General features: G+C 71.3%; 23 protein-coding genes and 1 pseudogene. 16 read left to right on the forward strand and 8 right to left on the reverse strand.

What is annotated here, in order from left to right; genetic code table 11:
• Positions 1 to 86: 86 nt before the first annotated feature.
• The gene (locus tag IE263_RS42265) at positions 87 to 440 is read right to left on the reverse strand and encodes a VOC family protein (RefSeq protein WP_189943440.1); all 354 of its coding nucleotides are present in this window, start codon (positions 438 to 440) and stop codon (positions 87 to 89) included.
• Positions 441 to 480: 40 nt separating this feature from the next.
• Positions 481 to 912 carry a helix-turn-helix domain-containing protein gene (locus IE263_RS42270; protein WP_189943441.1) on the reverse strand — a complete coding sequence of 144 codons (432 nt, stop codon included), beginning with the start codon at positions 910 to 912 and terminating at the stop codon, positions 481 to 483.
• A gap of 28 nt (positions 913 to 940) precedes the next feature.
• Here IE263_RS42270 and IE263_RS42275 point away from each other — a divergent pair, with 28 nt between their 5' ends.
• A complete protein-coding gene (locus tag IE263_RS42275) occupies positions 941 to 1,693 on the forward strand; it encodes a methyltransferase domain-containing protein (RefSeq protein WP_189943442.1) in 753 nt (250 codons plus the stop codon).
• A gap of 4 nt (positions 1,694 to 1,697) precedes the next feature.
• On the opposite strand, the gene IE263_RS42280 is transcribed toward IE263_RS42275, so the two are convergent.
• From IE263_RS42280 to IE263_RS42295, 4 genes are read right to left on the reverse strand one after another with little or no spacing between them, the layout of a single operon-like run.
• Positions 1,698 to 2,735: a LacI family DNA-binding transcriptional regulator gene (locus tag IE263_RS42280; RefSeq protein ID WP_189943443.1), complete on the reverse strand. Its 1,038-nt coding sequence runs from the start codon at positions 2,733 to 2,735 to the stop codon at positions 1,698 to 1,700.
• Positions 2,732 to 3,637, reverse strand: coding sequence for a carbohydrate ABC transporter permease (locus tag IE263_RS42285; RefSeq protein WP_189943444.1), 906 nt, complete (start codon positions 3,635 to 3,637; stop codon positions 2,732 to 2,734). Before IE263_RS42285 ends, IE263_RS42280 begins: the two co-directional genes overlap by 4 nt.
• Positions 3,634 to 4,611, reverse strand: coding sequence for a carbohydrate ABC transporter permease (locus tag IE263_RS42290; RefSeq protein WP_189943445.1), 978 nt, complete (start codon positions 4,609 to 4,611; stop codon positions 3,634 to 3,636). Before IE263_RS42290 ends, IE263_RS42285 begins: the two co-directional genes overlap by 4 nt.
• Positions 4,608 to 5,936 carry an ABC transporter substrate-binding protein gene (locus IE263_RS42295; protein WP_189943446.1) on the reverse strand — a complete coding sequence of 443 codons (1,329 nt, stop codon included), beginning with the start codon at positions 5,934 to 5,936 and terminating at the stop codon, positions 4,608 to 4,610. Before IE263_RS42295 ends, IE263_RS42290 begins: the two co-directional genes overlap by 4 nt.
• 228 nt (positions 5,937 to 6,164) lie before the next feature.
• Between IE263_RS42295 and IE263_RS42300 the strand changes: the two genes are divergently transcribed.
• The 12 genes from IE263_RS42300 (at position 6,165) to IE263_RS42355 (ending at position 19,471) form a co-directional block, all read left to right on the forward strand.
• Entirely contained in the window at positions 6,165 to 8,186 is a 2,022-nt protein-coding gene (locus IE263_RS42300; RefSeq protein ID WP_189943447.1) for a beta-galactosidase, read from the forward strand.
• 124 nt (positions 8,187 to 8,310) lie between these two features.
• Positions 8,311 to 9,879, forward strand: coding sequence for a glycoside hydrolase family 53 protein (locus IE263_RS42305; RefSeq protein ID WP_189943448.1), 1,569 nt, complete (start codon positions 8,311 to 8,313; stop codon positions 9,877 to 9,879).
• A 211-nt stretch (positions 9,880 to 10,090) separates the two neighbouring features.
• Complete coding sequence (locus tag IE263_RS42310; protein WP_189943449.1) at positions 10,091 to 10,378, forward strand: ArsR family transcriptional regulator; 288 nt, start codon at positions 10,091 to 10,093, stop codon at positions 10,376 to 10,378.
• Positions 10,379 to 10,489: 111 nt separating this feature from the next.
• On the forward strand, positions 10,490 to 11,452 hold the full coding sequence (locus IE263_RS42315) for an SMP-30/gluconolactonase/LRE family protein (protein ID WP_189943450.1): 963 nt from the start codon (positions 10,490 to 10,492) through the stop codon (positions 11,450 to 11,452).
• A 75-nt stretch (positions 11,453 to 11,527) separates the two neighbouring features.
• The gene (crcB, locus tag IE263_RS42320) at positions 11,528 to 12,031 is read left to right on the forward strand and encodes a fluoride efflux transporter CrcB (protein ID WP_189943451.1); all 504 of its coding nucleotides are present in this window, start codon (positions 11,528 to 11,530) and stop codon (positions 12,029 to 12,031) included.
• Positions 12,028 to 12,393 carry a fluoride efflux transporter CrcB gene (crcB, locus tag IE263_RS42325; protein ID WP_189943452.1) on the forward strand — a complete coding sequence of 122 codons (366 nt, stop codon included), beginning with the start codon at positions 12,028 to 12,030 and terminating at the stop codon, positions 12,391 to 12,393. The genes crcB (IE263_RS42320) and crcB (IE263_RS42325) overlap by 4 nt, the downstream gene beginning before the upstream one ends.
• 73 nt (positions 12,394 to 12,466) lie before the next feature.
• A complete protein-coding gene (locus tag IE263_RS42330) occupies positions 12,467 to 13,303 on the forward strand; it encodes an undecaprenyl-diphosphate phosphatase (RefSeq protein ID WP_189943453.1) in 837 nt (278 codons plus the stop codon).
• 157 nt (positions 13,304 to 13,460) lie between these two features.
• On the forward strand, positions 13,461 to 14,138 hold the full coding sequence (locus IE263_RS42335; protein ID WP_189943514.1) for a FadR/GntR family transcriptional regulator: 678 nt from the start codon (positions 13,461 to 13,463) through the stop codon (positions 14,136 to 14,138).
• Positions 14,135 to 15,574, forward strand: coding sequence for an amino acid permease (locus IE263_RS42340; protein ID WP_189943454.1), 1,440 nt, complete (start codon positions 14,135 to 14,137; stop codon positions 15,572 to 15,574). Before IE263_RS42335 ends, IE263_RS42340 begins: the two co-directional genes overlap by 4 nt.
• Positions 15,575 to 15,618: 44 nt before the next feature.
• Positions 15,619 to 16,635 (forward strand): asparaginase, encoded by a 1,017-nt coding sequence (locus tag IE263_RS42345; RefSeq protein ID WP_189943455.1) that lies wholly within the window; start codon positions 15,619 to 15,621, stop codon positions 16,633 to 16,635.
• A gap of 432 nt (positions 16,636 to 17,067) precedes the next feature.
• Positions 17,068 to 18,480, forward strand: coding sequence for an aspartate ammonia-lyase (aspA, locus tag IE263_RS42350; RefSeq protein WP_189943456.1), 1,413 nt, complete (start codon positions 17,068 to 17,070; stop codon positions 18,478 to 18,480).
• A gap of 52 nt (positions 18,481 to 18,532) precedes the next feature.
• Positions 18,533 to 19,471, forward strand: coding sequence for a glutaminase (locus tag IE263_RS42355; protein WP_189943457.1), 939 nt, complete (start codon positions 18,533 to 18,535; stop codon positions 19,469 to 19,471).
• Between the two features lie 44 nt (positions 19,472 to 19,515).
• Here IE263_RS42355 and IE263_RS42360 read toward each other — a convergent pair whose 3' ends face one another.
• Positions 19,516 to 19,953, reverse strand: a complete 438-nt coding sequence (locus IE263_RS42360) for a DUF6234 family protein (protein WP_189943458.1) — start codon at positions 19,951 to 19,953, stop codon at positions 19,516 to 19,518.
• Between the two features lie 110 nt (positions 19,954 to 20,063).
• On the opposite strand from IE263_RS42360, the gene IE263_RS42365 reads away from it, so the two are divergent.
• The 3 genes from IE263_RS42365 to IE263_RS49845 all read left to right on the forward strand — a co-directional run bounded on the left by IE263_RS42365 (position 20,064) and on the right by IE263_RS49845 (position 24,243).
• Positions 20,064 to 21,383, forward strand: a complete 1,320-nt coding sequence (locus IE263_RS42365) for a tetratricopeptide repeat protein (protein ID WP_189943459.1) — start codon at positions 20,064 to 20,066, stop codon at positions 21,381 to 21,383.
• Between the two features lie 104 nt (positions 21,384 to 21,487).
• Positions 21,488 to 22,885: a polyprenol phosphomannose-dependent alpha 1,6 mannosyltransferase MptB gene (gene mptB / locus IE263_RS42370; RefSeq protein ID WP_189943460.1), complete on the forward strand. Its 1,398-nt coding sequence runs from the start codon at positions 21,488 to 21,490 to the stop codon at positions 22,883 to 22,885.
• A complete protein-coding gene (locus tag IE263_RS49845; protein ID WP_189943461.1) occupies positions 22,882 to 24,243 on the forward strand; it encodes a glycosyltransferase 87 family protein in 1,362 nt (453 codons plus the stop codon). Before mptB ends, IE263_RS49845 begins: the two co-directional genes overlap by 4 nt.
• Positions 24,244 to 24,329: 86 nt before the next feature.
• Here IE263_RS49845 and IE263_RS42380 read toward each other — a convergent pair.
• Positions 24,330 to 25,256, reverse strand: a pseudogene (locus IE263_RS42380) (D-alanyl-D-alanine carboxypeptidase family protein); the annotation flags it as partial.
• Positions 25,257 to 25,287: the final 31 nt, after the last annotated feature.

Here is a 25,287-nt window from a genome sequence, read left to right on the forward strand (position 1 = left end):
TGCCCCACCTGCCACCGCGACATACCCACCCCAATGCGAACCTGACCAAGCCCTACTAGTGCGGGTGCAAGGAACCCGGAGGGATCTCAGGAAGCCGCCGGATCCTGGAGCAGCCCCACCAGGTTCCCGTCCGTGTCCTTCACGAAGGCGATCAGCCTGCCGCCGCCGACGTCCTGCACGTCCTGCAGCACCTCCGCCCCGGCTTCCAGCAGAGCCGCCAGCCGCGCCCGGATGTCGTCCACGTGCCAGTACGGGACCGGCCCGGTCATGCCCTTGGCGTGCCCGTTCGGGTCGAGCCCCACGTCCTGGCCTGCGGCCCTGAAGCCGACGTAGTAGGGCTCGTCGGCGTACGGCTCCACCGCCAGCAACGCGCTGAACAGGGCCTTCGCCCCGTCGAGGTCCTTGACGGGGTAGATGATCGTCTGCAGTCCGGTGGTCATCGCGTCCTCCTCGGTGAGATGCCGTTCGGTGGTTCTCACGCTAGGCCGGGGGAGGCACGGACCGCTTCTTCGATCCTGACCGGTTGCCGAGCACGGGCCGGAAGTGCGGGCACGCGGCCAGGTCCTCCTGCGCGCAGCCCAGAGCACACTCGACCAGGTCGAGAGACGCCTGCGCCGCGGCGATCCGGGCCCGCAGCGTCTCGGCCTCCCGCCGCAGCACCGCACGACGCACCCCGGGGCTTCCCGCGGTCAGGGTGCGGATCGCCTCCAGGGACAGCCCCGCCTCCTTGCCGCGCAGCACCACCGCGACGCGGACCACGTCGGCGGCCCCGTAGCGTCGGCGACCGGCCGCGTCGCGCTCCGGGGCCAGCAGACCCACCGACTCCCAGTGCCGCAGCACATGCGGAGCCAGCCCGAACCGCTCCGCGAGCGCGCCGATTCCCAGCGTCTCGCTCTGCTCGCTTGACCTCATGTCGACATTAAGTCGCAGCCTGACAGCCATGACCAAGGAACAGCCCCACACCGACGCCCTGATCGCCCGCCTCGACGCCGCGGACCGGTTGCCCGGAGCCGGCGAACTGCGCGCGTACTCCTACGACTTGATGGTCCCGGCCGGTTCGGTCGTGGACGTCGGCTGCGGTGCCGGGCGGGCCGTCGCCGAGCTGACCGGCCGGGGCGTCGCCGCCGTGGGAGTCGATGCCGACGAGCGCATGATCGCGATCGCCCGTGCCCGATGGCCGCACGCCGACTTCCGGGTCGCCGACGCCTGCGCCCTCCCGTTGCCGGACCACTCCACGCAGGCCTACCGCGCGGACAAGGTGTTCCATGAGCTCGCCGAGCCCGAGCGGGCGTTGGCGGAGGCGCGCCGCGTGCTCGCCCCGGGGGGACGCGCCGTGCTGGTGGGCCAGGACTGGGACACCGTGGTCGTCGACTCCGACGACCCCGCTCTGACCCGCACCCTGGTGCATGCCCGCGCCGATCTGGTCACCGCTCCCCGGGCGGCCCGCGCCCACCGCACCCTGCTCCTGGAGGCGGGATTCCGGGACGTGACCGTCGACGTCCGTACGACCGTCCTCACCGGCCCGGCGGCACTGCCCTTCCTGGCCGGCCTCGCCGAGGCGGTGTGCGCCGCGGGCGCGGTGACGCGCGAGCGCGCCGCCGGCTGGGTCGCCGGTCAGCGCGCTCGCGCGGCGAAGGACAGATTGTTCGTGGCCGTTCCGATGTTCGTGGCGTCCGCCACGAGCCGGTCCTGAGCCGTCAGGTCGACTCGCGCCGCACGAGTTCCGTCGGCAGGATCACCGCCGCCGGGTCCTCGCCGCCGATCTGGGCCAGCAGGACCCGGACCATCTCGTTGCTGATGCGGTCGTAGGGCTGGCGGATGGTGGTGAGGGCGGGGGTGGACTCCGTCGCCGCGCTGGAGTCGTCGAAGCCGCCGACGGACACGTCCTCGGGGACCCGGCGGCCGGCCCGGCGCAGCGCCGTCAGGGCGCCCTGTGCCATCAGGTCGGAGGCGACGAACACCGCGTCCATGTCCGGGGCCTGGGACAGCAGCCGCTCGGCGCCCGCCTCGCCGCTGGCCCGGCTGTAGTCGCCGGAGACGATGAGCCGCTCGTCGATCTCGACGCCCGCCTCGGTGAGGACCTCCTTGTAACCGGCGAGGCGGTCGACACCGCCCGGGGAGTCCAGTGGACCGGTCACGACACCGATACGGCGGCGGCCCAGCGACAGCAGATGGCGCACCATGTCACGGGCGCCGTCCCGGTCGTCCGCGGCCACGTAACTCACCTTGGAGCCGAGTCCCATGGGCTTGCCGCACTGGACCAGGGGCACCCCGGCCTCGCGCAGTTCCTCGGCGACCGGATCAGCGGAGTGGCTGGACACCAGCAGCACACCGTCGACGTGGCCCGCCGTGATGTAGCGCGTTATCCGGCGCCGCTCGTCCTCCGTGCCGGCCAGCATCAGGAGCAGCGGGATGTCGTGCGCGGCCAGCGCCTGGGTGCAACATCGCAACAGGACGTTGAAGTTGGGGTCCTCGAAGAGCTTCTCCTGCGGTTCGGTGAGCAGGAAGCCGATCGAGTCCGAACGCCCGGTGATGAGCGAACGGGCGTGCCGGTTGACGACGTAACCCGTCTTGCGGATCGCGGCGTTGACCGCCTCCTGGGCGGCGGGGCTGACGTAGTGGCCGCCGTTGAGCACGCGCGAGACGGTGCCTCGTGAGACCCCTGCCTCGCGCGCCACGTCGTGGATCGTCGGCGGTTTGCGCCGGCCCCCCGCACCACCATTGCTCATGGTCATGACTTTACGGCTCCGGACAGCAGATCCAGACTCCAGAACCGCTGAATGACCAGGAACAGCGCCACCAGTGGGATCACCGCGAGGAACGCGCCGGTGATCACCAGCGTGTACAGCGCCGGGGTGTTGGCGCCCTGCTCCAGAAGCGTGTGCAGGCCGAGCGTGATCGGGAACTTCTCGTCGTCGCTGAGCATGATGTACGGCAGCAGGAAGTTGTTCCACACGGCCACGAACTGGAACAGGAACACCGTCACCAGCCCGGGGACCATCATCGGCAGCGCGATGCGGGTGAAGATCCGCCACTCGCTCGCCCCGTCCATCCGGCCGGCCTCCACCACGTCACCGGGGACGGCCGCGGCCGCGTAGATGCGCGAGAGGTAGACGCCGTACGGGGAGAGGACCTGCGGCAGCAGCACGGACCAGTAGGAGTCCGTGAGGTCCGCCTTCGCCAGCAGCAGGTACTGCGGGACGGCGAGGATGATCGGCGGCATCAGCACGCCCGCGAGCAGGACGTTGAAGATCGTCTCGCGGCCGCGGAAGCGGTACGTCGCCAGCGCGTAGCCGCTGAACGCGGACACGCACGTCGACAGCAGGGCGCCGAGGCCGGCGTAGAAGGCGGAGTTGCTCATCCACTTCCAGTAGACGCCGTCGCGGTACGCGTTGAGGTCGCTGATGTTGTCGGCGAAGCCGGTGCCCGGCAGGAAGGTGAACGTGGAGAACAGCTCGCGGCCGGACTTGGTGGACGCGATCACCACCCACGCCACCGGCAGCAGGCAGTAGACCGCGCCGAGCAGCAGCGTGATCGTCGGAACGAGCGCGATGCGGCTGCGCAGCGGCGGGCGGTTCTGGGCTGCGCCGGTGGCGCCGGCCGCCGAGGGGACCTTCTGAACGGCAAGAGAACTCATCCTGCTGCCTCCTGCTTGTTGCGACGGTTCGTGGCCCGCAGGAACCCGAAGGACAGCAGCAGGGTGACGAACGCGATGATCACGGCCTGGGCGGCCGCCGCGTAGATGTCACCCGTGCCGAACGCGTCCCGGTACACCTTCATCAGCGGACTCCAGGTCGTGGACACGGAGTTGGTGAGCGGCTTCAGGGTGGTCGGCTCGCTGAACACCTGGAGCGTGGCGATGATCGAGAAGAAGAAGGTCAGCACCAGCGAGGGCGCCACCATCGGGATCTTGATCTTCAGGGCGATCTGCAGCGGGGTCGCGCCGTCCAGCTTCGCCGCCTCGTACACCTCGGCCGGGATGGCCTGCAGCGAGGTGTAGATGACGATCATGTTGAAGCCGGTGCCGCCCCAGATCGCGATGTTCGACAGGGCGAGGTAGAGCGGACCGCCGTCCAGCAGGTCCGGCTGCGGCAGGCCCAGCTTGTCGAGCACGAAGTAGAAGGGGCTGACGTCAGGCAGGTACAGGAAGCCCCACAGCAGCGCCGCCACGACACCCGGGATGGCGTACGGCAGGAAGATCGCGAGCCGGGCGAACGGGGCGAGCCGCACCTTCTCGGCGTCGAGCATCAGCGCGAACAGCAGGGCGAGGCCCAGCATCACCGGGACGACGATGCAGCCGTAGCCCAGCACGCGCAGCGCGCTGTCCAGCAGCTCGCTGTCGGTGATGGCGGCGGTGTAGTTCTCCAGGCCGGCCCAGACCTCCTTGCGGGCGCCGGCGCCCAGGCCGAGCCCGGAGACCTTCACCTTGTGGAAGCTGAGCCAGACCGCGTACCCGATGGGCAGCGCGAAGAACAGGGCGAAGAGGATCGTGGCGGGAACAAGGAAGAAGTAGGGGGCGCTTCGCGCTCGTTTGAGGGTGGTGGTGGGAGACGGGAGGGCGTACGGGGCCCCCTTGACCCCGTACGACTTCCGGCGTGCTGCGGTTTTCACTCCGAGACCTCGAAGCCCTGCTTCTTCATGTCGGCGACCGTGTCCGCCTGCATCTCGTCCAGGGCGACGGTGAAGTCCGACTTGTTCTTCGCGGCGGCGCCGAACGCGTCCTTGAAGGTCGTGTACGCGACGTTCACGTTCGGGCCCCAGGCGGAGGGAGCCGTGGTCTTCGCGATGTCGGCGGCCTCGTTGTAGAAGTCCGGCTGGTTCGAGAAGAAGGCCGGCGGGGCGGTGAAGGCGCCGCTGAGCTGGGCGGAGGAGGAGGCCGGGTAGATGCCGCCCTCCTTGGCCAGCGCGTTGAGGGCGTCACCGTCGGTGTTCAGCCAGGCGGCGAACTTGGCGGCGGCTTCCTTGTGCTTGGAGTCCGTGGTGACAGCGGTGGAGGAGCCGCCCCAGCTGCCGGTGACGTTGTCGCTCTGCGACCACTGGGGGAGCGGGGCCATGGCCCACTTGCCCTCGGTGTCGGGCGCGGCGGTGGTCAGGGTGCCCGGCGCCCACACGGCGGAGACCCAGGCGATCTGCTTGCCTGTGTTGAGCGCCTTGTTCCAGGCCGGGGTGTACATCGGCTGGTTGTCGATGGCGCCCTCCTTGACGAGGCCGCCCCAGAACTCGGCGACCTTCTTGGTGGCCGCGTCGTTGATGCCGACCTGCCACTTGTCGCCGGAGGTCGTCCACCACTTGGCGCCGGCCTGCTGGGCGAGGCCCGCGAAGAGACCGGAGTCGTTGGCGGAGAAGGTGGTGAGGTCCAGGTCGGGGGCCTTCTTCTTCAGCGCGCGGGCTGTCTGAGCGAACTGCTCCCAGGTCGCCGGCACCGTCAGGCCGTACTTCTTGAAGAGGTCCTCGCGGTAGTAGAACATCATCGGGCCGATGTCCTGCGGCACCGCGTAGACCGCGTCCGTGCCCAGTGTCGTCTGCTGCCAGACGCCGTCGGCGAACTTGCTCTTCGCGTCGCCGACGTTCTTCGCTATGTCCGCGAGCGCGTCATTGCTGACCAGCGTCGGCAGCGCCTGGTACTCGGCCTGCACCAGGTCCGGGGCCTTGCCCGCCTTGTGCGCGGTGAGGATCTTGGTGACCAGCGTGTCGCCGGACGCCTGCTTCTTCACCGTGACCGTGATCTGGTCCTTCTTCCCCGGCCCCTTGTTCCACAGGTCCACGACCTTGTCCATGCCGGGCGTCCAGGTCCAGTACGTGAGCGAGACCGGCCCCGACTGGGCCTCGCTGTCCTCGTCGGACGAGCCACAAGCGGCGAGGGCGGTGCCGCCGAGCGTGACGGCGACAACGGTGGCTGTGACTCTCGAGAGCCGACGGCGCTTCGCGTTGGGCATGGATTTCTCCCCTGACCTGGGTTCCCGCCTGCTGCGAGAACCTGCCATGCGATCACACGACCGGGGTCCCCGCCCGTCGCGAGGCCCTGTCATGCTGTCTGTGAGCGTTCACAGTAGAGAAACATCCCGGACACTTGTCAATGGTTGTTGCTGTGCGGTTATGTTGGGATCGCACCGCCGATCACGTGTGTGCACGTTCCCAAATGATCGACCAAACGGGAGAGATCCATGCCGGAGACCACCCCCAGGGGCCTCACCAGGCTCGCCTTCGGTGGGGACTACAACCCCGAGCAGTGGCCGGAAAGTGTCTGGCACGAGGACGTCCGGCTGATGCGGGAGGCCGGCGTCACCATGGTGAGTGTCGGAATCTTCTCCTGGGCCCTTCTGGAGCCCTCGCCCGGGGTGTACGACTTCGGCTGGCTCGACCGGGTCATCGACCTGCTGCACGAGAACGGCATCCGCGTCGACCTGGGTACGCCCACCGTCTGCCCGCCCGTCTGGTTCTACCGCGAGCACCCCGAGGCGCTGCCCGTCACCGCCGACGGCGTGCGCCACGAGTTCGGCTCCCGTGCCGCGATCTGCCACAGCAACGCCGACTACCGCGCGGCGGCGGCCGGCATCACCACCCAGCTCGCCGAGCGCTACGGTGACCACCCCGCGCTCACGATGTGGCATGTGCACAACGAGTACGGCGTCCCCGTCTCCGCCTGCTACTGCGACTCCTGCGCCGCCCACTTCCGCCGCTGGCTGGAGACGACGTACGGCACGGTCGGCGCCGTCAACGAGGCCTGGGGCACCGCCTTCTGGGGCCAGCGCTACGCGAGCTTCGAGGACATCAACCCGCCGCGCACCAGCCCGACCGTCGGCAACCCCGGCCAGGCGCTGGACTACAAGCGATTCGCCGACGCCACCATGCGCGAGAACTTCTGTGCGGAGCGGGACATCCTGCACCGCCTCTCACCCGGCGTCCCGGTGACCACCAACTTCATGACGGCCCTCAGCCAGTGCGACTCCGTCGACTACTGGGCCTGGGGCCGCGAGGTCGACCTCGTCACCAACGACCACTACCTGATCACCGACGGCCGCCGCACCCACGTCAACCTCGCGATGGCCGCCGACCTCACCCGCTCCGTCGCGGGCGGCGCCCCCTGGGTCCTCCTGGAGCACTCCACCTCGGGCGTCAACTGGCAGCCCCGCAACCCCGCCAAGGCACCCGGGCAGATGGCCCGCAACTCCCTCGGCCACGTGGCGCGCGGCTCCGAGGGCGCCATGTTCTTCCAGTGGCGGCAGTCGAGGCGCGGCGCCGAGAAGTTCCACTCGGCGATGGTTCCGCACGGCGGCACCGACACGCGCGTGTGGCGCGAGGTCGTCGAACTCGGCGCCTCCCTCGACTCCCTCAGCACCATCCGGGGCACCCGCACCGAGGCCGACGTGGCCGTCCTGTGGGACTGGCACTCCTGGTGGGCGCAGAACCTCGCCTGGCGCCCCAGCGAGGACCACGACCCACGTGAGCGCGCCGATGCCTTCTACGAGGCCCTCTACGACCGCCACCTCACCGTCGACTTCGCCCACCCCGAGGCCGACCTCGCCAAGTACCCCCTGGTCGTGGTCCCCGCCCTGTACCTGATGACGGAGGCGGCCGGGAACAACCTCAAGGAGTACGTCGAGAACGGCGGCACCCTCGTCGTGTCGTTCTTCTCCGGCATCGTCGACGAGCACGACGCCGTCCACGAGGGCGCCTACCCGGGCGCGCTGCGCGACGTCCTCGGCCTGACCGTCGAGGAGTTCTCCCCGCTGCTCCCGGGCGAGAGCGTCCGCATCACCGGCCCGGACGGGTCCGAGCTCGGCGGGGACGTGTGGACCGAGTTCGTGGTGCCGCGCGGCGCCGACACCGTCTGGACCTACGCCGACGGCCTCACCGCCGGCCACCCCGCCGTCACCCGGCACCGCCTCGGCGAGGGCACCGCCTGGTACGTCTCCACCCGCCTCGGCCACGAGGGCCTGGACGCCCTGCTCGGCTGGGCCGCCGAGGACGCGCGGCTGGCCCCGCGCGCCGACCTGCCGCGTGACGTCGAGGTCGTACGCCGCAGCGGGGAGACGGGCAGCTACCTGTTCGCGATCAACCACACCGGCACCGACACCAAGGTGCCGCTGGACACGCCCGGCACCGAGCTGCTGACGGGCGAACGCGCCGCCGGCCGCCTCGCGGTCCCGGCGGGAGCCGTCCGGGTCGTGCGCCTCGACGGCTGAGCCGACTCCCCCTCCGCCCGTGGAGCCGCGAGCCGCGGGCGGAGGGGGCCCCTCACGGGCCCCTCCCGGGCCCTCACGCCGAGGGAACCCCACCCCCATCACGTCGAAGGGACGACGGACGACGATGTTCCATCCCAGACGCACCCTGAGAGCCCTGCTGCTCCCGCTCACCGCGGGGCTCGCCCTCACCGCCCTGCCCGCGCAGACCGCCCAGGCGGCCTCCACGCTCACCAACGGCGGCTTCGAGAGCGACGGCACCGGCACCGCCACCCCGGCCGGCTGGTCGACGTACTCGGCGGCCGGGCAGAACTCCGCCTCCTTCACCGAGTCCGGTGGCCACGGCGGCAGTCACCGCCTCACCCACTGGTCGTCCTCCGCCTACAAGGTCGAGACGTACCAGTACCTCTCCGGGCTGACCAACGGCACCTACAAGCTCACCGCCTGGGTGCGCTCCGGCGGCGGCCAGAACTCCGCGTACCTCGCGCTGAAGAACTGCGGCAGCGCCGAGCAGCGCACCGACATCCCGGTCTCCTCGAGCGGCTGGATCCGGATCGTCACCTCCGTCGCGGTGACGAACAACCAGTGCACCATCAGCATCAACTCCGACGCGAACGCCGGGAACTGGATCAACGTCGACGACCTGACCTTCACCTCGGGCTCGACGGGCCTGTCCATCAAGGGCTCCGACGTCTCCTCCCTCATCAAGAGCGAGGCCAAGGGCGGCGTCTACAAGAACAGCTCCGGCACGACCCAGGACGCGCTCGCCGTCCTCAAGAACGCCGGGCAGAACTACGCGCGGCTGAAGGTCTGGGTGAACCCCGCCGACGGCTACAACAACAAGACGCGTGTGCTGGCGGCGGCCAAGCGCATCAAGGCGCAGGGCATGAAGCTGCTGGTCGACTTCCACTACTCGGACATATGGGCCGACCCGGGCGCGCAGAGCGTGCCGTCGACCTGGTCCGGGCACTCGTACAGCCAGCTGAAGACGGACGTCTACAACCACACCTACGACGTGCTCAACGCCCTCAAGGCACAGGGCACCACCGCCGACATGGTGCAGGTCGGCAACGAGACCAACGGCGGCATGCTGTGGCCGACGGGCTCCACCTCCAACTGGTCGCAGCTCGCCGGACTGCTCAACTCCGGCTACGACGCCGTCAAGGCGGTCAACTCCGGTACGACCGTGGCGCTGCACCTCGCCAAGGGCGGTGATCTGTCCGGCACCCGCTGGTGGTTCGACAGCGCGGTCTCCAACGGCGTGAAGTTCGACGCCATCGGTCTGTCGTACTACGGCTACTGGCACGGCACGCTCGCCGAGTTCCAGACCACCCTCGACGACGCGGCCTCCCGCTACTCCAAGCCGGTGTTCGTCGCCGAGACGGCATACCCCTTCCGGCTGGACAGCGAGGACTCGCACGAGAACATCATCGACCTCTCGAGCGAGCTGGTGTCCGGCTACCCGGCCTCGACCACCGGCCAGACGCGGTGGATGAAGGACGTGGCGAGCATCGTCGAGGCCGTCCCGAACGGCCGCGGTCTCGGTGTCTTCTACTGGGAGTCCACCTGGACCGCCGTCACCGGCAACGGCTGGGACCCGACCGACGCCTCCTCCGGCAACGGCTGGGAGAACCAGGCCCTGTTCGGTTACGACGACCGGGCGCTGTCCTCGATGGCGTGGTTCAGTCACCGCTGACCCCGTGACCTCGTGACCGAGGGGCCCGGCCGCCTTCCCGCGGCCGGGCCCCTTCCCTTTGTTCCGGCGGCCGCGCCGAACTCCCCCGTGGCGCAAGGGTGTTCGGTCCCGGCCAACGGTGGCGGAGTCCGGGACACGGTGGCCTCCCCTGCGGAACAGTGGGAAGACGCGGGACGAGGGAGCCCCGACGAAAGGGACGGAGGGGGCGGCGATGCTGAGGACTCCTGTGAGCGAGCGGCGACTGGCCATCCTGGAGTGGCTGAAGGAGCCGGCCCGGCACTTCCCGCCGCAGCGGCACGGTGATCCCGTCGAGGACGGCGTCACCGCGGACGCCGTGGCGACGAAGCTGGGTGTGCGCCGACGGGTGGCGGAGACCCACCTCACTCTGCTCGCCGACCTCGGTCTGCTGCGCGCCAAGCGGATCCGCCGCCGTACCTACTACCGGCGCGACGAGATGCGCATCGCCGAGGTGGCCCGGATGTTCGAGAAGGGATGGTAGGGGACAGAGAGGTACTTTCCGGAAATCTGTGGCAAACGACCACGGGGATGACACATCGACGACATATCCGCTTGAAAAGATGGCTGTCTCCGACAGGAAGGGCAGCCCCCCATGGACCGTCGCACGGCTCTTGTCCCCCTCCGGTACATCACGCTCCCCGACCACGGCCCCGAAGACGTCGTCGCCGACCCCCGCGGACGTGTCCTGACCGGGGTGTCGGACGGGCGGATCCTGCGCATCGACGGCCTGGACGACCCGCCGGCGGCCCGCGTCGAGCGGGTCGGCGAGATCGGCGGACGCCCACTCGGCCTCGAACTCCTCCCGGACGGCGACCTGTTGGTGTGCGACGCCGACGGCGGGCTGCTGCGGCTCGACCCCGACGACGGCCGGGTGCGCGTCCTGGCCGAGTCGGCGGCGGGGGAGCGGCTGCGGTTCTGCAGCAACGTCGTCGCCCTGGACGACGGCACCATCTACTTCACCGTCTCCAGCCGGGTCCATCCCTTACGGGACTGGATCGGTGACCTCGTCGAACACACCGGCACCGGACGCCTGCTGCGGCTCGCCCCCGGTGACCGCGCGCCCGAAGTCCTCCTGGAAGGGCTGCAGTTCGCCAACGGCCTCGCGCCGAGCGCCGACGGCTCGTTCCTGATCGTCGCCGAGACCGGCGCCCGCCGTCTCACCCGCTACCGGCTGACCGGAGAAAGGGCCGGACAGGCCGAGCCCTTCGTCGAGAACCTGCCGGGCTACCCGGACAACCTGTGGCGCGGCGCCCCCGACGGCCCGGTCTGGGTCGCGCTCGCCGGGCCCCGCGTCCCTCCGCTCGACCTCCTCCACCGCGCCGCCCCCGCCGTCCGCCGCCGCGCCGCCCGCCTCGCCCTGCACGCGCCCTTCCGCCCCTCCGGCACGACCGGAGTCCTCGCGGTCGACGACGAGGGCCACATCCTTCACCGCCTCACCCGCCGCCACTCCGGCTTCCGCATGGTCACCAGCGTCTGCGAGGCCCGCGGCCGGCTGGTCCTGGGCAGCCTGTGGGAACGCGGCATCGCGGTCTGCGAGGCACCCGAGAGCAAATGAGCGGGCGTTACCCTGTCGACCAGCCGTGACGCCCCGCCCGGCGGGTCACGGAGGGCCAGGCAGGAGACGTACGACATGACATTCCCGGAGCCCGGGAGGCGGCCCGGTGGCGTGGGGCAGTTCCCGGTGGTCGCCGTGGTCGCCCTCGGTGGCGGCCTCGGCGCCACCGCCCGCTACGCGGCCTCCCTGTGGTGGTCCGCGCAGCCCGGCGGTTTCCCCTGGACGACGTTCTGGGTCAACGTCGTCGGCTGCGCGGTCATCGGGCTGTTCCTGGTGCTGATCACCGAGACGCTGACCCCCCACCGCCTCGTCCGCCCCTTCTTCGGCACCGGCGTCCTCGGCGGCTTCACCACCTTCTCGACCTACGCCGTCGACCTCCAGCAACTGTTCGACACGGGTCACCCGCGCACGGCCCTCGCCTACCTGGCCGCGACGCCGCTCGCGGCCCTCACGGCGGTGTGGCTGGCGGCCACGGCGACCCGACAGGTCGTGGCCGGGGTGAGGCTCACCGGCAGGTACGGCACACTCGAGGCGGACAATCCCGGTGTACCGGACATGGAAGGTAAGAAGTCGTCGTGAACTGGGTGGTGATCGTCGCCGGCGGCATGATCGGCGCCCCGCTGCGCTATCTCACCGACCGTGCGGTGCAGGCGCGGCACGACTCGGTCCTCCCCTGGGGCACCTTCGTGGTCAACGTCGTCGGCTGTCTCGTCCTCGGTGTGCTGACCGGAGCCGCCTCCGTCGACCCCGACCTGCGGTTGTTCCTCGGGACCGGCCTCTGCGGGGCCCTGACCACGTACTCGACCTTCTCGTACGAGACCCTCCGGCTGACCGAGACCGGCGCGGGGCTGTACGCCCTCGCCAACGTCGTCGGGAGCGTGGCGGCGGGGCTCGGGGCGGCGTTCGCCGGGGTCGCCCTCGGCGAGGCCGTGTGGCCGTAGATGAGCCGGATCCGCACCCGCGCCTGGTAGGACTGTGCCCCGCACCGTCGACCCACCCGCAGAACTGGATCCCATGAGCGCCATCTCCGTCGGCCAGGCCGTCGTCCTCGGAGCCGTCGAGGGAGTGACCGAGTTCCTCCCCGTCTCCTCCACCGGTCATCTGAAGATCACCGAGGGCCTGATGGGCATCCCGGTCGACGACGACGCGGTCGTGGGGTTCTCGGCCGTCATCCAGGTCGGGGCGATCGCCGCGGTGCTCGTGTACTTCCGCAAGGACATCGTGCGGATCGTCTCCGCCTGGTTCCGTGGCCTCGGGAACAAGGACGAGCGCCACCACCACGACTACCGGTTCGCCTGGTGGGTGATCTGCGCGACGATTCCGATCGTCGCCGTCGGCCTGGCCGCCAAACCGCTCATCGAGGGGCCGCTGGCCTCCCTCTGGGTGGTCGCGGGCTCCCTGATCGCCGGCAGCGGGGTGATGTGGGCCGCGGACCGGATCGGGCGGCACAAGCGCGGTGAGGACGACACCTCGTTCAAGGACGCGATGCTGGTCGGCAGCTCCCAGATCCTCGCGCTGCTCTTCCCCGGCTTCTCCCGCTCCGGCGCCACCATGTCCACCGCGCTCATGCTCGACCTGGACCGCGTCGCCGCCACCCGCCTGTCCTTCTTCCTCGGCATCCCGGCCCTGACCGGCGCCGGCCTCTACGAACTAAAGGACGCCCTCGGCACGGGCGCGGGCGCGGCCCCCCTGGTCGTCGGCACGGTCGTGTCCTTCGTGGTCGCCTACGCCTCCATCGCCTGGCTGCTGAAGTTCGTCGCCAAGCACTCCTTCAACGCCTTCGTGGTCTACCGGATCGTCGTCGGCCTGCTGCTGTTCGGGCTGCTAGGCGCCGGCGTCCTCGACAGCTGATCACCGAACCGGGCGGGAAGTCTGCTTTCAGACGTCCCGCCCGCTGTATTTTTCCTTTCAGCTCCCTTGACACCACCCACACGTCACACGGAACATCTCTCCCGTGAACCTGTCAGACAGCCAGACAGGTGGTCCGGCACCCCGTCGCGTCAGCGCGATGGAAGCGGTGCTCGCCCACCTCCGCGGTGCCATCGAACGCGGCGAGTACGCCATCGGCGACAAGCTCCCCTCCGAGGCGGAGCTCTGCCGCACCCTCGAGGTCTCCCGGCCCGTCCTGCGGGAGGCCCTGCGCGCCCTGCAGACCATGGGCCTGACGGTCGCCAAGACCGGCAAGGGCACCTTCGTGATCGCGAACGCCGTCGAGGACCCCACCTTCGGCGACTACGCGGCCAGCGACCTGCTGGAAGTGCGCCGCCACGTCGAGATCCCGGTCGCCGGGTACGCGGCCGTGCGCCGCACCCCGGAGAACCTGGACCACCTGGCCCACCTCCTGGACCGGATGGAGCGGGAGACGGACACCACCGCGTGGGTCGCGATGGACACCCTCTTCCACCTGGCCGTCGCCGAGGCCGCCCAGAACCCGGTCTTCCGCCGGGTCATCGAGGAGATCCGTGACGCACTGGCGCGTCAGTCGGCCTTCCTCAACGAGCTGGGCGGCCGGCGCGAGCAGTCCAACCGCGAGCACCGGGCCATCGTCGAGGCGCTGATCGACGGTTCCGAACACGACGCCGTGGAGGCCATGAGCCACCACCTCGACCGCGTCGAGACGACCCTCACCGACATCGTGCGCTCCCCGCGCACGGACACTCCCCTGGAAGGCGGAACCGAGGCGTGAGCGAGCAGCACCTCAAAGACGAGACGCGCCCCTCGTCCCGTCACGTCGACGCCGGAGACGCGGGCTACAGCAAGTCCCTGAAGTCCCGGCACGTCAACATGATCGCCATCGGCGGGGCCATCGGCACCGGCCTCTTCCTCGGCGCCGGCGGCCGCCTGGCCGACGCCGGCCCCTCCCTCTTCATCGCCTACGCGGTCTGCGGAGTCTTCGCCTTCCTCGTCGTGCGCGCCCTCGGCGAACTCGTCCTGTACCGCCCGTCCTCCGGCGCCTTCGTGTCATACGCACGGGAGTTCATGGGCGAGAAGGGCGCCTACACCGCGGGCTGGATGTACTTCCTCAACTGGGCCACCACCGGCATCGCCGACATCACCGCGGTCGCCACCTACACCCACTACTGGGGCATGTTCTCCGACATACCCCAGTGGGTGATCGCGCTCATCGCCCTGGCCGTGGTCCTCGCCGTGAACCTGATCTCGGTGAAGATCTTCGGCGAACTCGAGTTCTGGTTCGCCATCGTCAAGGTCGGCGCGCTCGTGATCTTCATGTGCATCGGCATCTTTCTGCTGGTCACCCAGCACCAGGTCGACGGCACCACCCCCGGCCCGTCCCTGATCACCGACAACGGCGGCGTCTTCCCCAACGGCCTGCTGCCCATGCTGCTGATCGTCCAGGGCGTCGTCTTCGCCTACGCCTCCGTCGAGCTGGTCGGTGTCGCCGCCGGCGAGACCGAGAACCCCGAGAAGATCATGCCGAAGGCGATCAACTCGATCATGTGGCGCGTGGGCCTGTTCTACGTCGGCTCGGTGGTCCTGCTGTCGATGCTGCTGCCGTGGTCCTCGTACAAGGCGGGGGAGAGCCCCTTCGTCACCGTGCTCTCCAACATCGGCGTCCCGGCGGCGGGCGGGATCATGAACCTCGTCGTCCTCACCGCGGCGATGTCCTCGCTCAACTCCGGCCTGTACTCCACCGGCCGCATCCTGCGCTCCATGGCGGTGAACGGCTCCGCCCCCCAGTTCACCGCGAAGATGAGCCGCAGCCAGGTCCCGTACGGCGGCATTCTGCTCACCAGCGGTATGTGTGTCCTCGGCGTGGGCCTCAACTTCGTCGTCCCCGCCGAGGCGTTCGAGATCGTCCTGAACTTCGCGGCGATCGGCATCCTCGCGACCTGGGGCATGATCATGATCTGTCACCTGCTCTTCTGGCAGAAGACCCAGAAGGGCGACCTGAGCCGCCCGGGCTACCAGCTCCCGGGCTCCCCCTGGACCGAACTCGTGACGCTGGCCTTCCTCGCCTCCGTCCTGGTCCTCATGTACGCCGACGGCGGCGCCGGACGCACCACCGTGCTGTGCCTGCCGCTGATCGTCGGAGCGCTCGTCGCGGGCTGGTACGCCATCCGCGGCCGCCTCGCGCGCACCACATCCAAGGCCGACGCGTGACCCCGGCGCCGGCCCACGACAACCCACCAGTGATCCAGGCAGTGATGTACAGCAGTTCCCTCGCCGAAGCCCCCGCCATCCGCGAACCCCTCCACGTACCCGTCGCCCACCTCGTCCGCGGCGGGGTGATCGAGGGCACCCACTACGGCTCCGTCGTCGTGCTCGGCGCGGGCGGCGAGGTCGACTTCCAGCTCGGTGACATCGAGGTCGCCTTCTACCCGCGCTCGGCGCTCAAGCCCGTCCAGGCCACCGCCATGGTGCGGGCCGGGCTGCCGCTCGACGGCGAGCTGCTCTCGCTCGCCGCCGCCAGCCACTCCGGCGAGGAACGCCACCTCGCCGGCACCCGGCGGATCCTCGAGCTGGCCGGCGTCACCGAGGACGACCTGCGCAACGTGCCGGACCTGCCGTTCGACCCGGTCGTACGCGACGCGTGGGTCAGGGAGGGCCGCCTGCCCTCCCGCCTCGCGCAGAACTGCTCCGGCAAGCACGCGGCGATGCTGTACACCTGCAAGCTCAACGGCTGGTCCCTCGACGGCTACCTCGACCCGGAGCACCCGCTCCAGCAGGCGATCGCCGAGATCGTCGAGGACCTCACCGGGCAGCGGATCGCACAGGTCACCGTCGACGGGTGCGGCGCCCCTCTCTTCTCGGTCTCCCTGCACGGCCTCGCCCGTGCCACGGCCCGCATCACCACGGCGGCCCCGGGCACGCCGGAGGCCCGGGTCGCGGACGCCATGCGCGACCACGCCGAGATGGCCTCCGGCTCCGGCCGGGACGTCGCCGCCCTGATGCGGGCCGTGCCCGGACTGCTCGCCAAGGACGGCTTCGAGGGCGTCGAGGTCGCCGCGCTCCCGGACGGCCGCGCGATCGCCGTCAAGATCGCCGACGGCGCCAACCGGGCCCGCGTCCCGGTCGCCGCAGCCGCCCTCGCCCGCACCGGCGTCGCCCCCGCCCTCCTCACCGAGTTCGCGGGCGAGCCCCTCCTCGGCGGCGGCGAACCGGTCGGCAGCATCCGCCCGGCACGGTCCCTGGACCCGGTGCCCCTGCCGGCCTGCGCGTGATGCCTCCGGCGGTTGCGGGGTGACACGGCGCGTGTCGATCGTGGTCCGGCCGGTGTCACGGCCGACGGCTGGAGCCATCACGGGCCGACCCGGCTCCGGCCGTCCGGGCCGCTGGATCGCCGTGGGCCGGGGGCGGCAGCCTGCGTGTGACGCCTCCGGTGGTCGGCGAGGTCGGACGGTGCGAGTCGGCGGTGGCCGGCCGGCACCTCATGGCTCCGGCCGCCGCCAGTGCCGTGCACCGCGGTGGGCTGTGTCACCCGGCCCCCGCCGGTGCGGGGCCGGACCTGAACCGCCGTCCCGGTCACCCGCCGGGCCGGTGTCCGGTCGGCTCGGGCGGGCGTCACCTCGTACCGCCCGAGCCGGCCACCGTCCCGACAGCTCCCCTTCCCTCCTCCCACCCTCACCCTCGCCCCAGAAAGAGGCCGCACCCTCATGACCGCCGCCGTCACCCGCAGCGAACACGACCTGCTCGGAGACCGGGACGTCCCGGCCGACGCGTACTGGGGCATTCACACCCTGCGCGCCACCGAGAACTTCCCGATCACCGGCACCCCGATCTCCGCCTACCCGCACCTGATCGACGCCCTCGCCGCCGTCAAGGAGGCCGCCGCCCTCGCCAACGAGGAACTCGGTCTGCTGGCGCCCGAGAAGGCCGCCGCGATCGCCGCCGCCTGCCGCGAGATCCGCGCCGGCAAGCTGCACGAGCAGTTCGTCGTGGACGTCGTCCAGGGCGGCGCCGGCACGTCGACCAACATGAACGCCAACGAGGTCGTCGCCAACCGGGCGCTTGAGCTGCTGGGGCACGAGAAGGGGCAGTACGGCCACCTGCACCCCAACGAGGACGTCAACCTCGGCCAGTCGACGAACGACGTCTACCCGACCGCCGTCAAGATCGCGACGGTGTTCGCGGTGCGCGGTCTGCTGAAGGCGATGGCCGTCCTGCAGGATGCCTTCGCCCGTAAGGCCGTCGAGTTCCGTGACGTGCTGAAGATGGGCCGCACCCAGCTCCAGGACGCGGTGCCGATGACCCTCGGCCAGGAGTTCTCGGCGTTCGCCGTCATGCTGGACGAGGACCGCAGCCGTCTTGCCGAGGCCGTCGAGCTGATCCACGAGATCAACCTCGGTGCCACGGCCATCGGCACGGGTCTCAACGCCCCCGCCGGATACGCCGAGTCGGCCCGCCGCCACCTCGCCGAGATCACCGGCCTGCCGCTCGTCACCGCCGCCAACCTGGTCGAAGCCACCCAGGACTGCGGCGCCTTCGTCCAGATGTCCGGCGTGCTCAAGCGGATCGCCGTGAAGCTGTCGAAGAGCTGCAACGACCTGCGCCTGCTGTCCTCCGGGCCCCGCGCCGGCCTCGGTGAGATCAACCTGCCGCCGGTGCAGGCCGGTTCGTCCATCATGCCCGGCAAGGTCAACCCGGTGATCCCCGAGGTCGTCAACCAGGTCGCCTTCGAGGTGATCGGCAACGACGTCACCATCACCATGGCCGCCGAGGCCGGACAGCTCCAGCTCAACGCCTTCGAACCGATCATCCTGCACTCGCTGTCGGAGTCGATCACCCATCTGCGCGCGGCCTGCCTCACCCTGGCCGAGCGCTGCGTGGCCGGCATCACCGCGAACACGGACGTGCTGCGCGCCACGGTCGAGAACTCCATCGGGCTGGTCACCGCCCTCAACCCGCACATCGGGTACACGGCCGCCACCGACATCGCCAAAGAGGCCCTCGTCACCGGCCGCGGTGTGGCCGAACTCGTCCTGGAGAAGGGCCTGTTGCCCGCCGAGCGGCTCGCCGACCTGCTCCGCCCCGAGGTCGTCGCGGGCAGCGGCTCACCCCTTGCGTAGTAACCAGCTCTGACCTGCGGTGACGCATCAGGACCGGCCGGGAGGAGGCACAATGGCGATCATGACAACGACGTCGTCCCTCACCTTCCGGCCGGTCCTGGAGCGCATCGCCGAGGAGATGGAGCGCACCCCCGGCCGCGGCCGGCCCGCCGACTACATCCCGGCGCTCGCCGCCCGCGACCCCCGCCGCTTCGGCATGGCCGTCGCGGAACTGGACGGCACGGTGTACGGCGTGGGGGACTGGCGCGAGCCGTTCTCCACGCAGTCCATCACCAAGGTCTTCACCCTCGCCCTCGACCTGGCTCGCGAGGGCGACGAACTCTGGGAGCACGTGGGCCGCGAGCCGTCCGGAAACCCCTTCAACTCCCTGGTCCAGCTGGAGTACGAGAACGGCATCCCGCGCAATCCCTTCATCAACGCGGGCGCCCTGGTCGTCACCGACCGCCTCCACACCCGTACCGGAGACGCGGCCGGCGAACTCCTGTCGTTCCTGCGCGCCGAGAGCGGCAACCCCGCCCTCGACTTCGACCAGGACGTCGCCGCCTCGGAGTCCGCGCACGGTGACCGCAACGCCGCCCTCGCCCACTTCATGGCGTCCTACGGCAACATCGACACCCCGGTACCGGTCCTCCTGGACCAGTACTTCCACCAGTGCTCGATCACCGCCTCCTGCGCCGACCTCGCCCTGGCCACCACCTTCCTCGCCCGCCACGGCGTCCGCGCCGACGGCACCCGCCTGCTCACCCGCAGCCAGGCCAAACAGGTCAACGCCGTCATGCTGACCTGCGGCACCTACGACGCGGCCGGCGAGTTCGCCTACCGCGTCGGCCTCCCCGGCAAGAGCGGTGTCGGCGGCGGCATCATCGCGGTCGTCCCCGGCCGCTGCACGCTGTGCGTGTGGAGCCCGGGCCTGGACGAACGCGGCAACTCGGTGGCGGGGGTGGCGGCTCTGGACCGCTTCACGACGATGACGGGCCTGTCGGTCTTCTGAGCGCCCCTCTTCTCCTGCAGATCCCCGCTTGTCCTGAGTGTCCCTCAGGAACCGTTGCACTCGCTGGTGTCGCCACCGGACAGACACTGCGACTGGGGACCGCTGTAACCGGGCTCGGGCACGGGCGGATGGTCCTCGCGGTACTGCTCGCTCAGCCCGAACCCCGCGGTGAGCAGCAGCACGGCCCCCGCGGCGGCCTGCAGGACGGCGGTGACGTAGGCCCGCCCCCGCCCGGCGAGAAACGCCGTGGCCAGCACGAGGAGGCCCACGACGGAGAGATACACACCGGCCGTGGTGAAGCTGACCGTCGAGTTGCCGTCGGAGCCGAAGAACTCGAACCCCGCCGCGTCCAGACCCCAGAGGCAGGCGATCAGCGCGGCCACGGCGTCCGCCGCGAGCAGCACGAGCGCGAGGAAGACGTCCGCCACGGGATGCAGACGGGTGGACGGCCGAGGGGCGGCGAAGGTGGATGCCGTGGTCATGGCTCCAGCCTGGCCGCCGCACGACGCGGCGTCCTGAGTACGGATACTCAACGTCCCCCACCGCTTAATGCAGTTGAGGCCGCACCCGCCCACCGGCGAAGATCCTCCGCATGTTCTCGCGCAAGCTCCGCCGCCCCAGTTCCCCCGAACTGTTCAAGGCCTGGGAGCGTCTCGACGAAGGCGATGTCCCCGGCGCTTTGCGCCAGTTGCGGCAGGCCCCCGAGCCCCAGCCCCTCGCGGAGGTCGCCCTCGTGGTCGGACGGGCCGCGGAGGCGGCCGGCTTCGACGATCTCCGGCAGGCCGCCGGCGCGCTGGCGGCCCAGCCCGGCACGGCGCAGGCCCTCTACGACTTCGGGTACGCGTGCGTGGAACGCGGCGTGTCCTACCTCGCGATACCCCCGCTGCGTGAGGCCCTGCGTCTGGCGCCGGGCGCCCTGTCGGCCCTGCGTGAGCTGGTCTCGGCGTACGAGGACGAGAGCCGGCACCGCGAGGCCGCCGACGTGCTGGTCGCGCACGAGGAGAGGTTCGCGGAGTGGCCGGACCGCTACCTGCTGGTCTTCAACGCGGTCCTGGCGGGCGACCTGGAGCTGGCCCGCCGCCACCACGCCCTGCTCCCGGCCCCGGACGACGACATGTGGCTGCCGGCCCGCGACCGCCAGAACCGTGTCCTGCGCAGGGCCGAGTGCGCCGAGCACGCGAGCACGCTGGACCGCACGGACGTCCGCGGCTGGCAGTACGTCATCGGCGGCACCGTGCTCGGCACCCTGTCCCCGTACGGCTTCGGCGCGGGGATGGCCGGCCGGTTCGCCTTCCTCCAGGACACCCACGACACCTGCCTGCGGGGCCTGCTGCGGCTGAAGGCGGTGCTGGAGGCCGCCGAGGTGCGGCCGCGATCGGTGTCCCTGCTGCCCGACCGCGGCAGCCGCATCCTGGGCCTGGCCGCCGCACAGATCCTCGACCTCCCGGCGGAGCCCTTCGACGCGGCACGCCAGGACACCGTCGTCATCGCCTACGACCTGAACGAGACGGCCGGCGCCGACCAGGGCCCGGAGATCATCGGCCAGTTGTTCGACCGTGTCCCGGGCCAGGTGCTCCACGAGCACGCGAGCTGCTGGACCGACACACCGGCGGTCACCCCCGACAGCGTCACGCTGCTGCACCAGTCGGTCGTGGCGCCCTGGGGCGCGGGGCTGCGGCAGAGTGCCGACGGCGGCGTGGAGCCGGGCGAGCCCGACGAGCGGCCCGACGAGGAGATCGCCGCGGAGATCGTGGCCGCCGACCCGACGCCCGACCAGGGCGACGGCGAGACACCCGCGGACCCCGTCGAGCGGCTCACGGACTTCGTCACGGCCGTCCGCGGCACCTGGCTGCGGGGCGACCGGGGCCGGGTGAAGTCGTCCGGACCCGTGTTCAGCCCCCGGTTCCTCTGACCGCTCCGGAACGCTCACACGGCGGTCACGCGCAGGCCGCCGCCTGTAGGGCGGAACGTCGCTTTCCGGCCACCCGGCCTGGACACGCTGACTGAGTGTTGGCCATGGCTTTCCCCGTCGATGTCCGTCGTTGTCAGGTGCTGGGCCTGGCCGGCACCGCCTGTCTCGCGCTGGGCGGTGAGACGGCCGGTGCGCTGCCCGCCCGCGAGCTCCTCGCCCCGTCCTCGCCGCACGCCGTACTCGGCCTGGTCGGCGTGTACTTCGGGCTGGTGCTGCTGACCGCGGCCTGGGTGCTGCTCGGCCGTCTGGTGCGCGGCGGCGACCCGCCCACTCCACGCGCCCTGGTGCTGGTGCTCGCCGTGTGGGCGGCGCCGTTGCTGATCGCGCCGCCGCTGTTCAGCCGGGACGTCTACAGCTATCTGGCCCAGGGCGCGATGGTCGACGCGCACATGGACGTGTACGCGCACGGCCCGGCCCGGCTCGGCGGCCCGCTCGCCGAGGAGGTCGCCCCGCTGTGGCAGCACACCGGCGCCCCCTACGGCCCGGTGTTTCTCGCCGTCGCGGCCGCCCTGTCCGCTCTGACCAGCGGCGAACTCCCCGCCGGGCTGGTCGGCATGCGATGCGTCGCGCTCTGCGGGGTCGCGCTGATGGCCGCCGCCCTGCCCCGACTGGCCCGGCACAGCGGCGCCGACCCGGCCGCCGCGCTGTGGCTGGGCGCCCTCAACCCGCTGGTCCTGCTGCATCTGGTGGCCGGCGCCCACAACGACGCGATCATGCTGGGCCTGCTCGGCGTCGGCCTGGTCGCCGCCCTCGGCCGCCGCCCGGTCCTCGGCGCCGTCCTCGTCACCCTCGCCGCCCTGGTCAAGGCACCCGCCGCCCTCGGTCTCGCCGCCGTCCTGGTCCTCCAACTGCGCGCGGGCCACCACTGGCTGCGTGCCGTCCTGACCACCACGGCGGCCTCCGCCGTCACCACGGTCACCGCGACCGCCGTCGCGGGCACCGGCTACGGCTGGATAGGCGCCCTCGACACCCCGGTCTCCCCGCAGAACTGGGCCCTCACCAGCCTCCTCGGCCGTGCCACCCGCGCCCTGTTGGAGACCCTCGGCAGCGACCTGGCCCCGCTGGCCGTCCCCGTCTGGCACGCACTGGGCCTCGCCGTCACCGCCGTCGCCCTGGTCGTCATATGGTGGCGGCTGCGTCCGCGCCCGGTGTACGCGCTGGGCCTGAGCCTCGCGACGGTCGCCGCCTTCGGCCCGGCGATCCGCCCCTGGTACGCCCTGTGGGGCCTGTTCCTCATCGCCGCCGCGGCCCCCAGCACCTCCGTACGGCACCGGATGGCGGCCGTGGCCGGGGTTCTCGCCCTGGCCGCCCTCCCCGACGGCGGACCGGCCGACGCGGGCCGCCTGCTCCTCGCGGTCTCCGGCGGCGCGCTCGCGGTCGTCGTCCTGTGGCAGGCCCACCTCGCGGCACAGGCCCCGACGGCCCTGGGGCGTACGGCATGAGACCACCCCGCACCGATCGCGGCCGCCTCCTCCTGATCCTCGCCCTCGCCACCGCCGTCACCGTCTTCACCGCGACGGTCCCGCTGCTGCGCGACTGGTTCGACCTGCGCGTCTACTACGGCACCGTCAACACCTGGATCCACGACGGCGGCCGTGTCTACGACTACCGCGTGCCGGGTACGCCGTACGGCTTCACCTACCCGCCGTTCGCGGCCGTCGCCATGCTGCCGATGGCGCTGGTCGGACTGCACACGGCGATCGCGGCGGCCCTGCTGCTCAATCTGACGGCCCTCACCGTCGCCGCCCGCGTCCTGACCGGCCCGGGATGGCGCCGCTACGGCTGGTACGGCGTCGCCCTCGCCGCCTGCGCCCTCGCCCTGTTCGAACCGCTGCGGGACACCTTCAGCTTCGGCCAGGTGAACCTCCTGCTGCTGGCCCTGGTGCTGACCGACTGCCTGCTGCTGTCCACGGGCCGGGGCCGCTGGGCAGGGATCGGCATCGGTCTCGCGGCGGCGATCAAGCTGACACCGGCGCTCTTCATCGGCCTGCTGCTCGTCGCCGGCCGCCGTCGCGCGGCCGCCGTCGCCACGGGCGTCGCCGTCGGGGCCACGGCGTTCGCGGCCCTGGTCGCCCCGGACGCCTCCCGCTTCTACTGGACGCGGGCCCTGTGGGACACGAACCGGGTGGGCCGTCTCGACTACGTCTCCAACCAGTCGCTCCAAGGTGTCCTGGCCCGGCTGGGCGTGGAGAGCCGGCCCGTCTGGGCGGTGCTGGTCGTGCTGGTGCTGTGCGGGTGGGCCTGGCGGTCCCGGCGGGCGGTGGCCGCGGGGGACTGGCAGGCGGCCTTCGCCCTCACCGGTCTCACCGCCTGCCTGGTCAGCCCCATCACGTGGGTGCACCACCTGGTCTGGCTGCTGCCCTCCTTCGCCGTGCTGATCCGCGCCGGGCATCCGCGTGTCGCGGGCGCCCTGTACGCGGTGCTGTGCACCAGCGTGGTGTGGCTGTGGTTCGACGACGCGTCCGGCGTCGACGGTTTCCTCGGCAGCAACCTCTACACCTGGATCACTCTCGGCCTGCTCGTGTGGCTGCCGACCGGTCATTTCCCCGACGGGCGGCGCCCCGCCGCCCACAGCACCAGCGCCACGGTCGCCCCGCCCAGCACGGCGGCGCCCGCGATGAGGGCCGCCTCCGACCAGCCGGGCCCGTCGTCGACGACGGCCGCGGCCGCCACCGGCGCCACCACGTCGGGCCCCGGACGTGGCCGCGCCGGCGCCCGCAGCGCGTCCAGCGAGCCCACCGGATCGACCCGCCCGGCTGCCGCGAACCCCCAGTCGAGCAGCTCGCGCGCCTCCTCGTAGACCCTGAACCCGCCGCCCGCACGGGGGTGCATCACCGTCACGACGAGGGTGCGCGTGCCCCGGCGGGCGGCGGCGACGAGTGTGTGACCGGCGTCGCTGGTGTAGCCGTTCTTGATGCCGATCAGCCCCGGATACGGTTCGACACCGTCCGCACCGGTCAGCAGCCGGTTGGTGTTCACGATCTCGTACGTCCATCCGCCGCCTCCGGGGAACCGCGCCTCCACGGTGGAGCAGTACCGGGCGAAGTCGGCGTTGCGCAGGCCGGCCCGCCCGAACACCGCCAGGTCGTACGCGGAGGACACCTGGCCCGCGGTGTCGTACCCGTCCGGGGACAGCACGCGCGTGTCCAGGGCGCCCAGGGACCGTGCCTTGGCCTGCATGCGGGCGGCCGTGGTGCGCCAGCCGCCGTTCATCGCGGCCAGGACGTGCACGGCGTCGTTGCCGGAGTTGAGGAACACCCCGCGCCACAGGTCGGCGACCCGGTACCGCTGCCCCTCGGTGACCCCGACCAGACTGCTGCCGGGCCCGATGCCGCTGAGCTCCTCCTCGGTCACCCGGTGCGGGGTCCCTCCGGGCAGGACCGGCAGCACGGTGAGGGCGAACAGGGTCTTCAGGGTGCTGGCGGGCGGCAGCCTGCGGTGGGCGTTCGAGGCGGCGAGCACCTCGCCGGTGTGGGCGTCGGCCACCACCCATGACATCGCGGAGACGTCCGGGACCTCGGGCGCTTCGCGGTGCGGTCTGACCTGTGTACCGGAGCGGAACAGCAGCCCCGGGCGGGGCAGCGTCGCCCGGGGCTTGCCAGGTGCACCGGGATCCGGCCCGGCGGGGGCGGCGGCCGCGGTCGGCCCGAGGACCAGAACGCCTGCCACGCAGAGAGCGCAGGCCGAGGCAGCGCCCCGGGAAGAAAATCCGATAGTCATATGATCAACGTAGAAACGAACCTGGCCTTCCCCGCGCTGCCCGTGCCGAACGCCGCCCGCGTGCACCCGGATGCCGCACGCCGGGTGCGCCATAGGGCCCCGGGAGCAGCGGTCGCCGTGGGGC

This window comes from Streptomyces aurantiogriseus, assembly GCF_014649375.1.
In the GTDB taxonomy this organism is placed as follows: Bacteria; Actinomycetota; Actinomycetes; order Streptomycetales; family Streptomycetaceae; genus Streptomyces; species Streptomyces aurantiogriseus.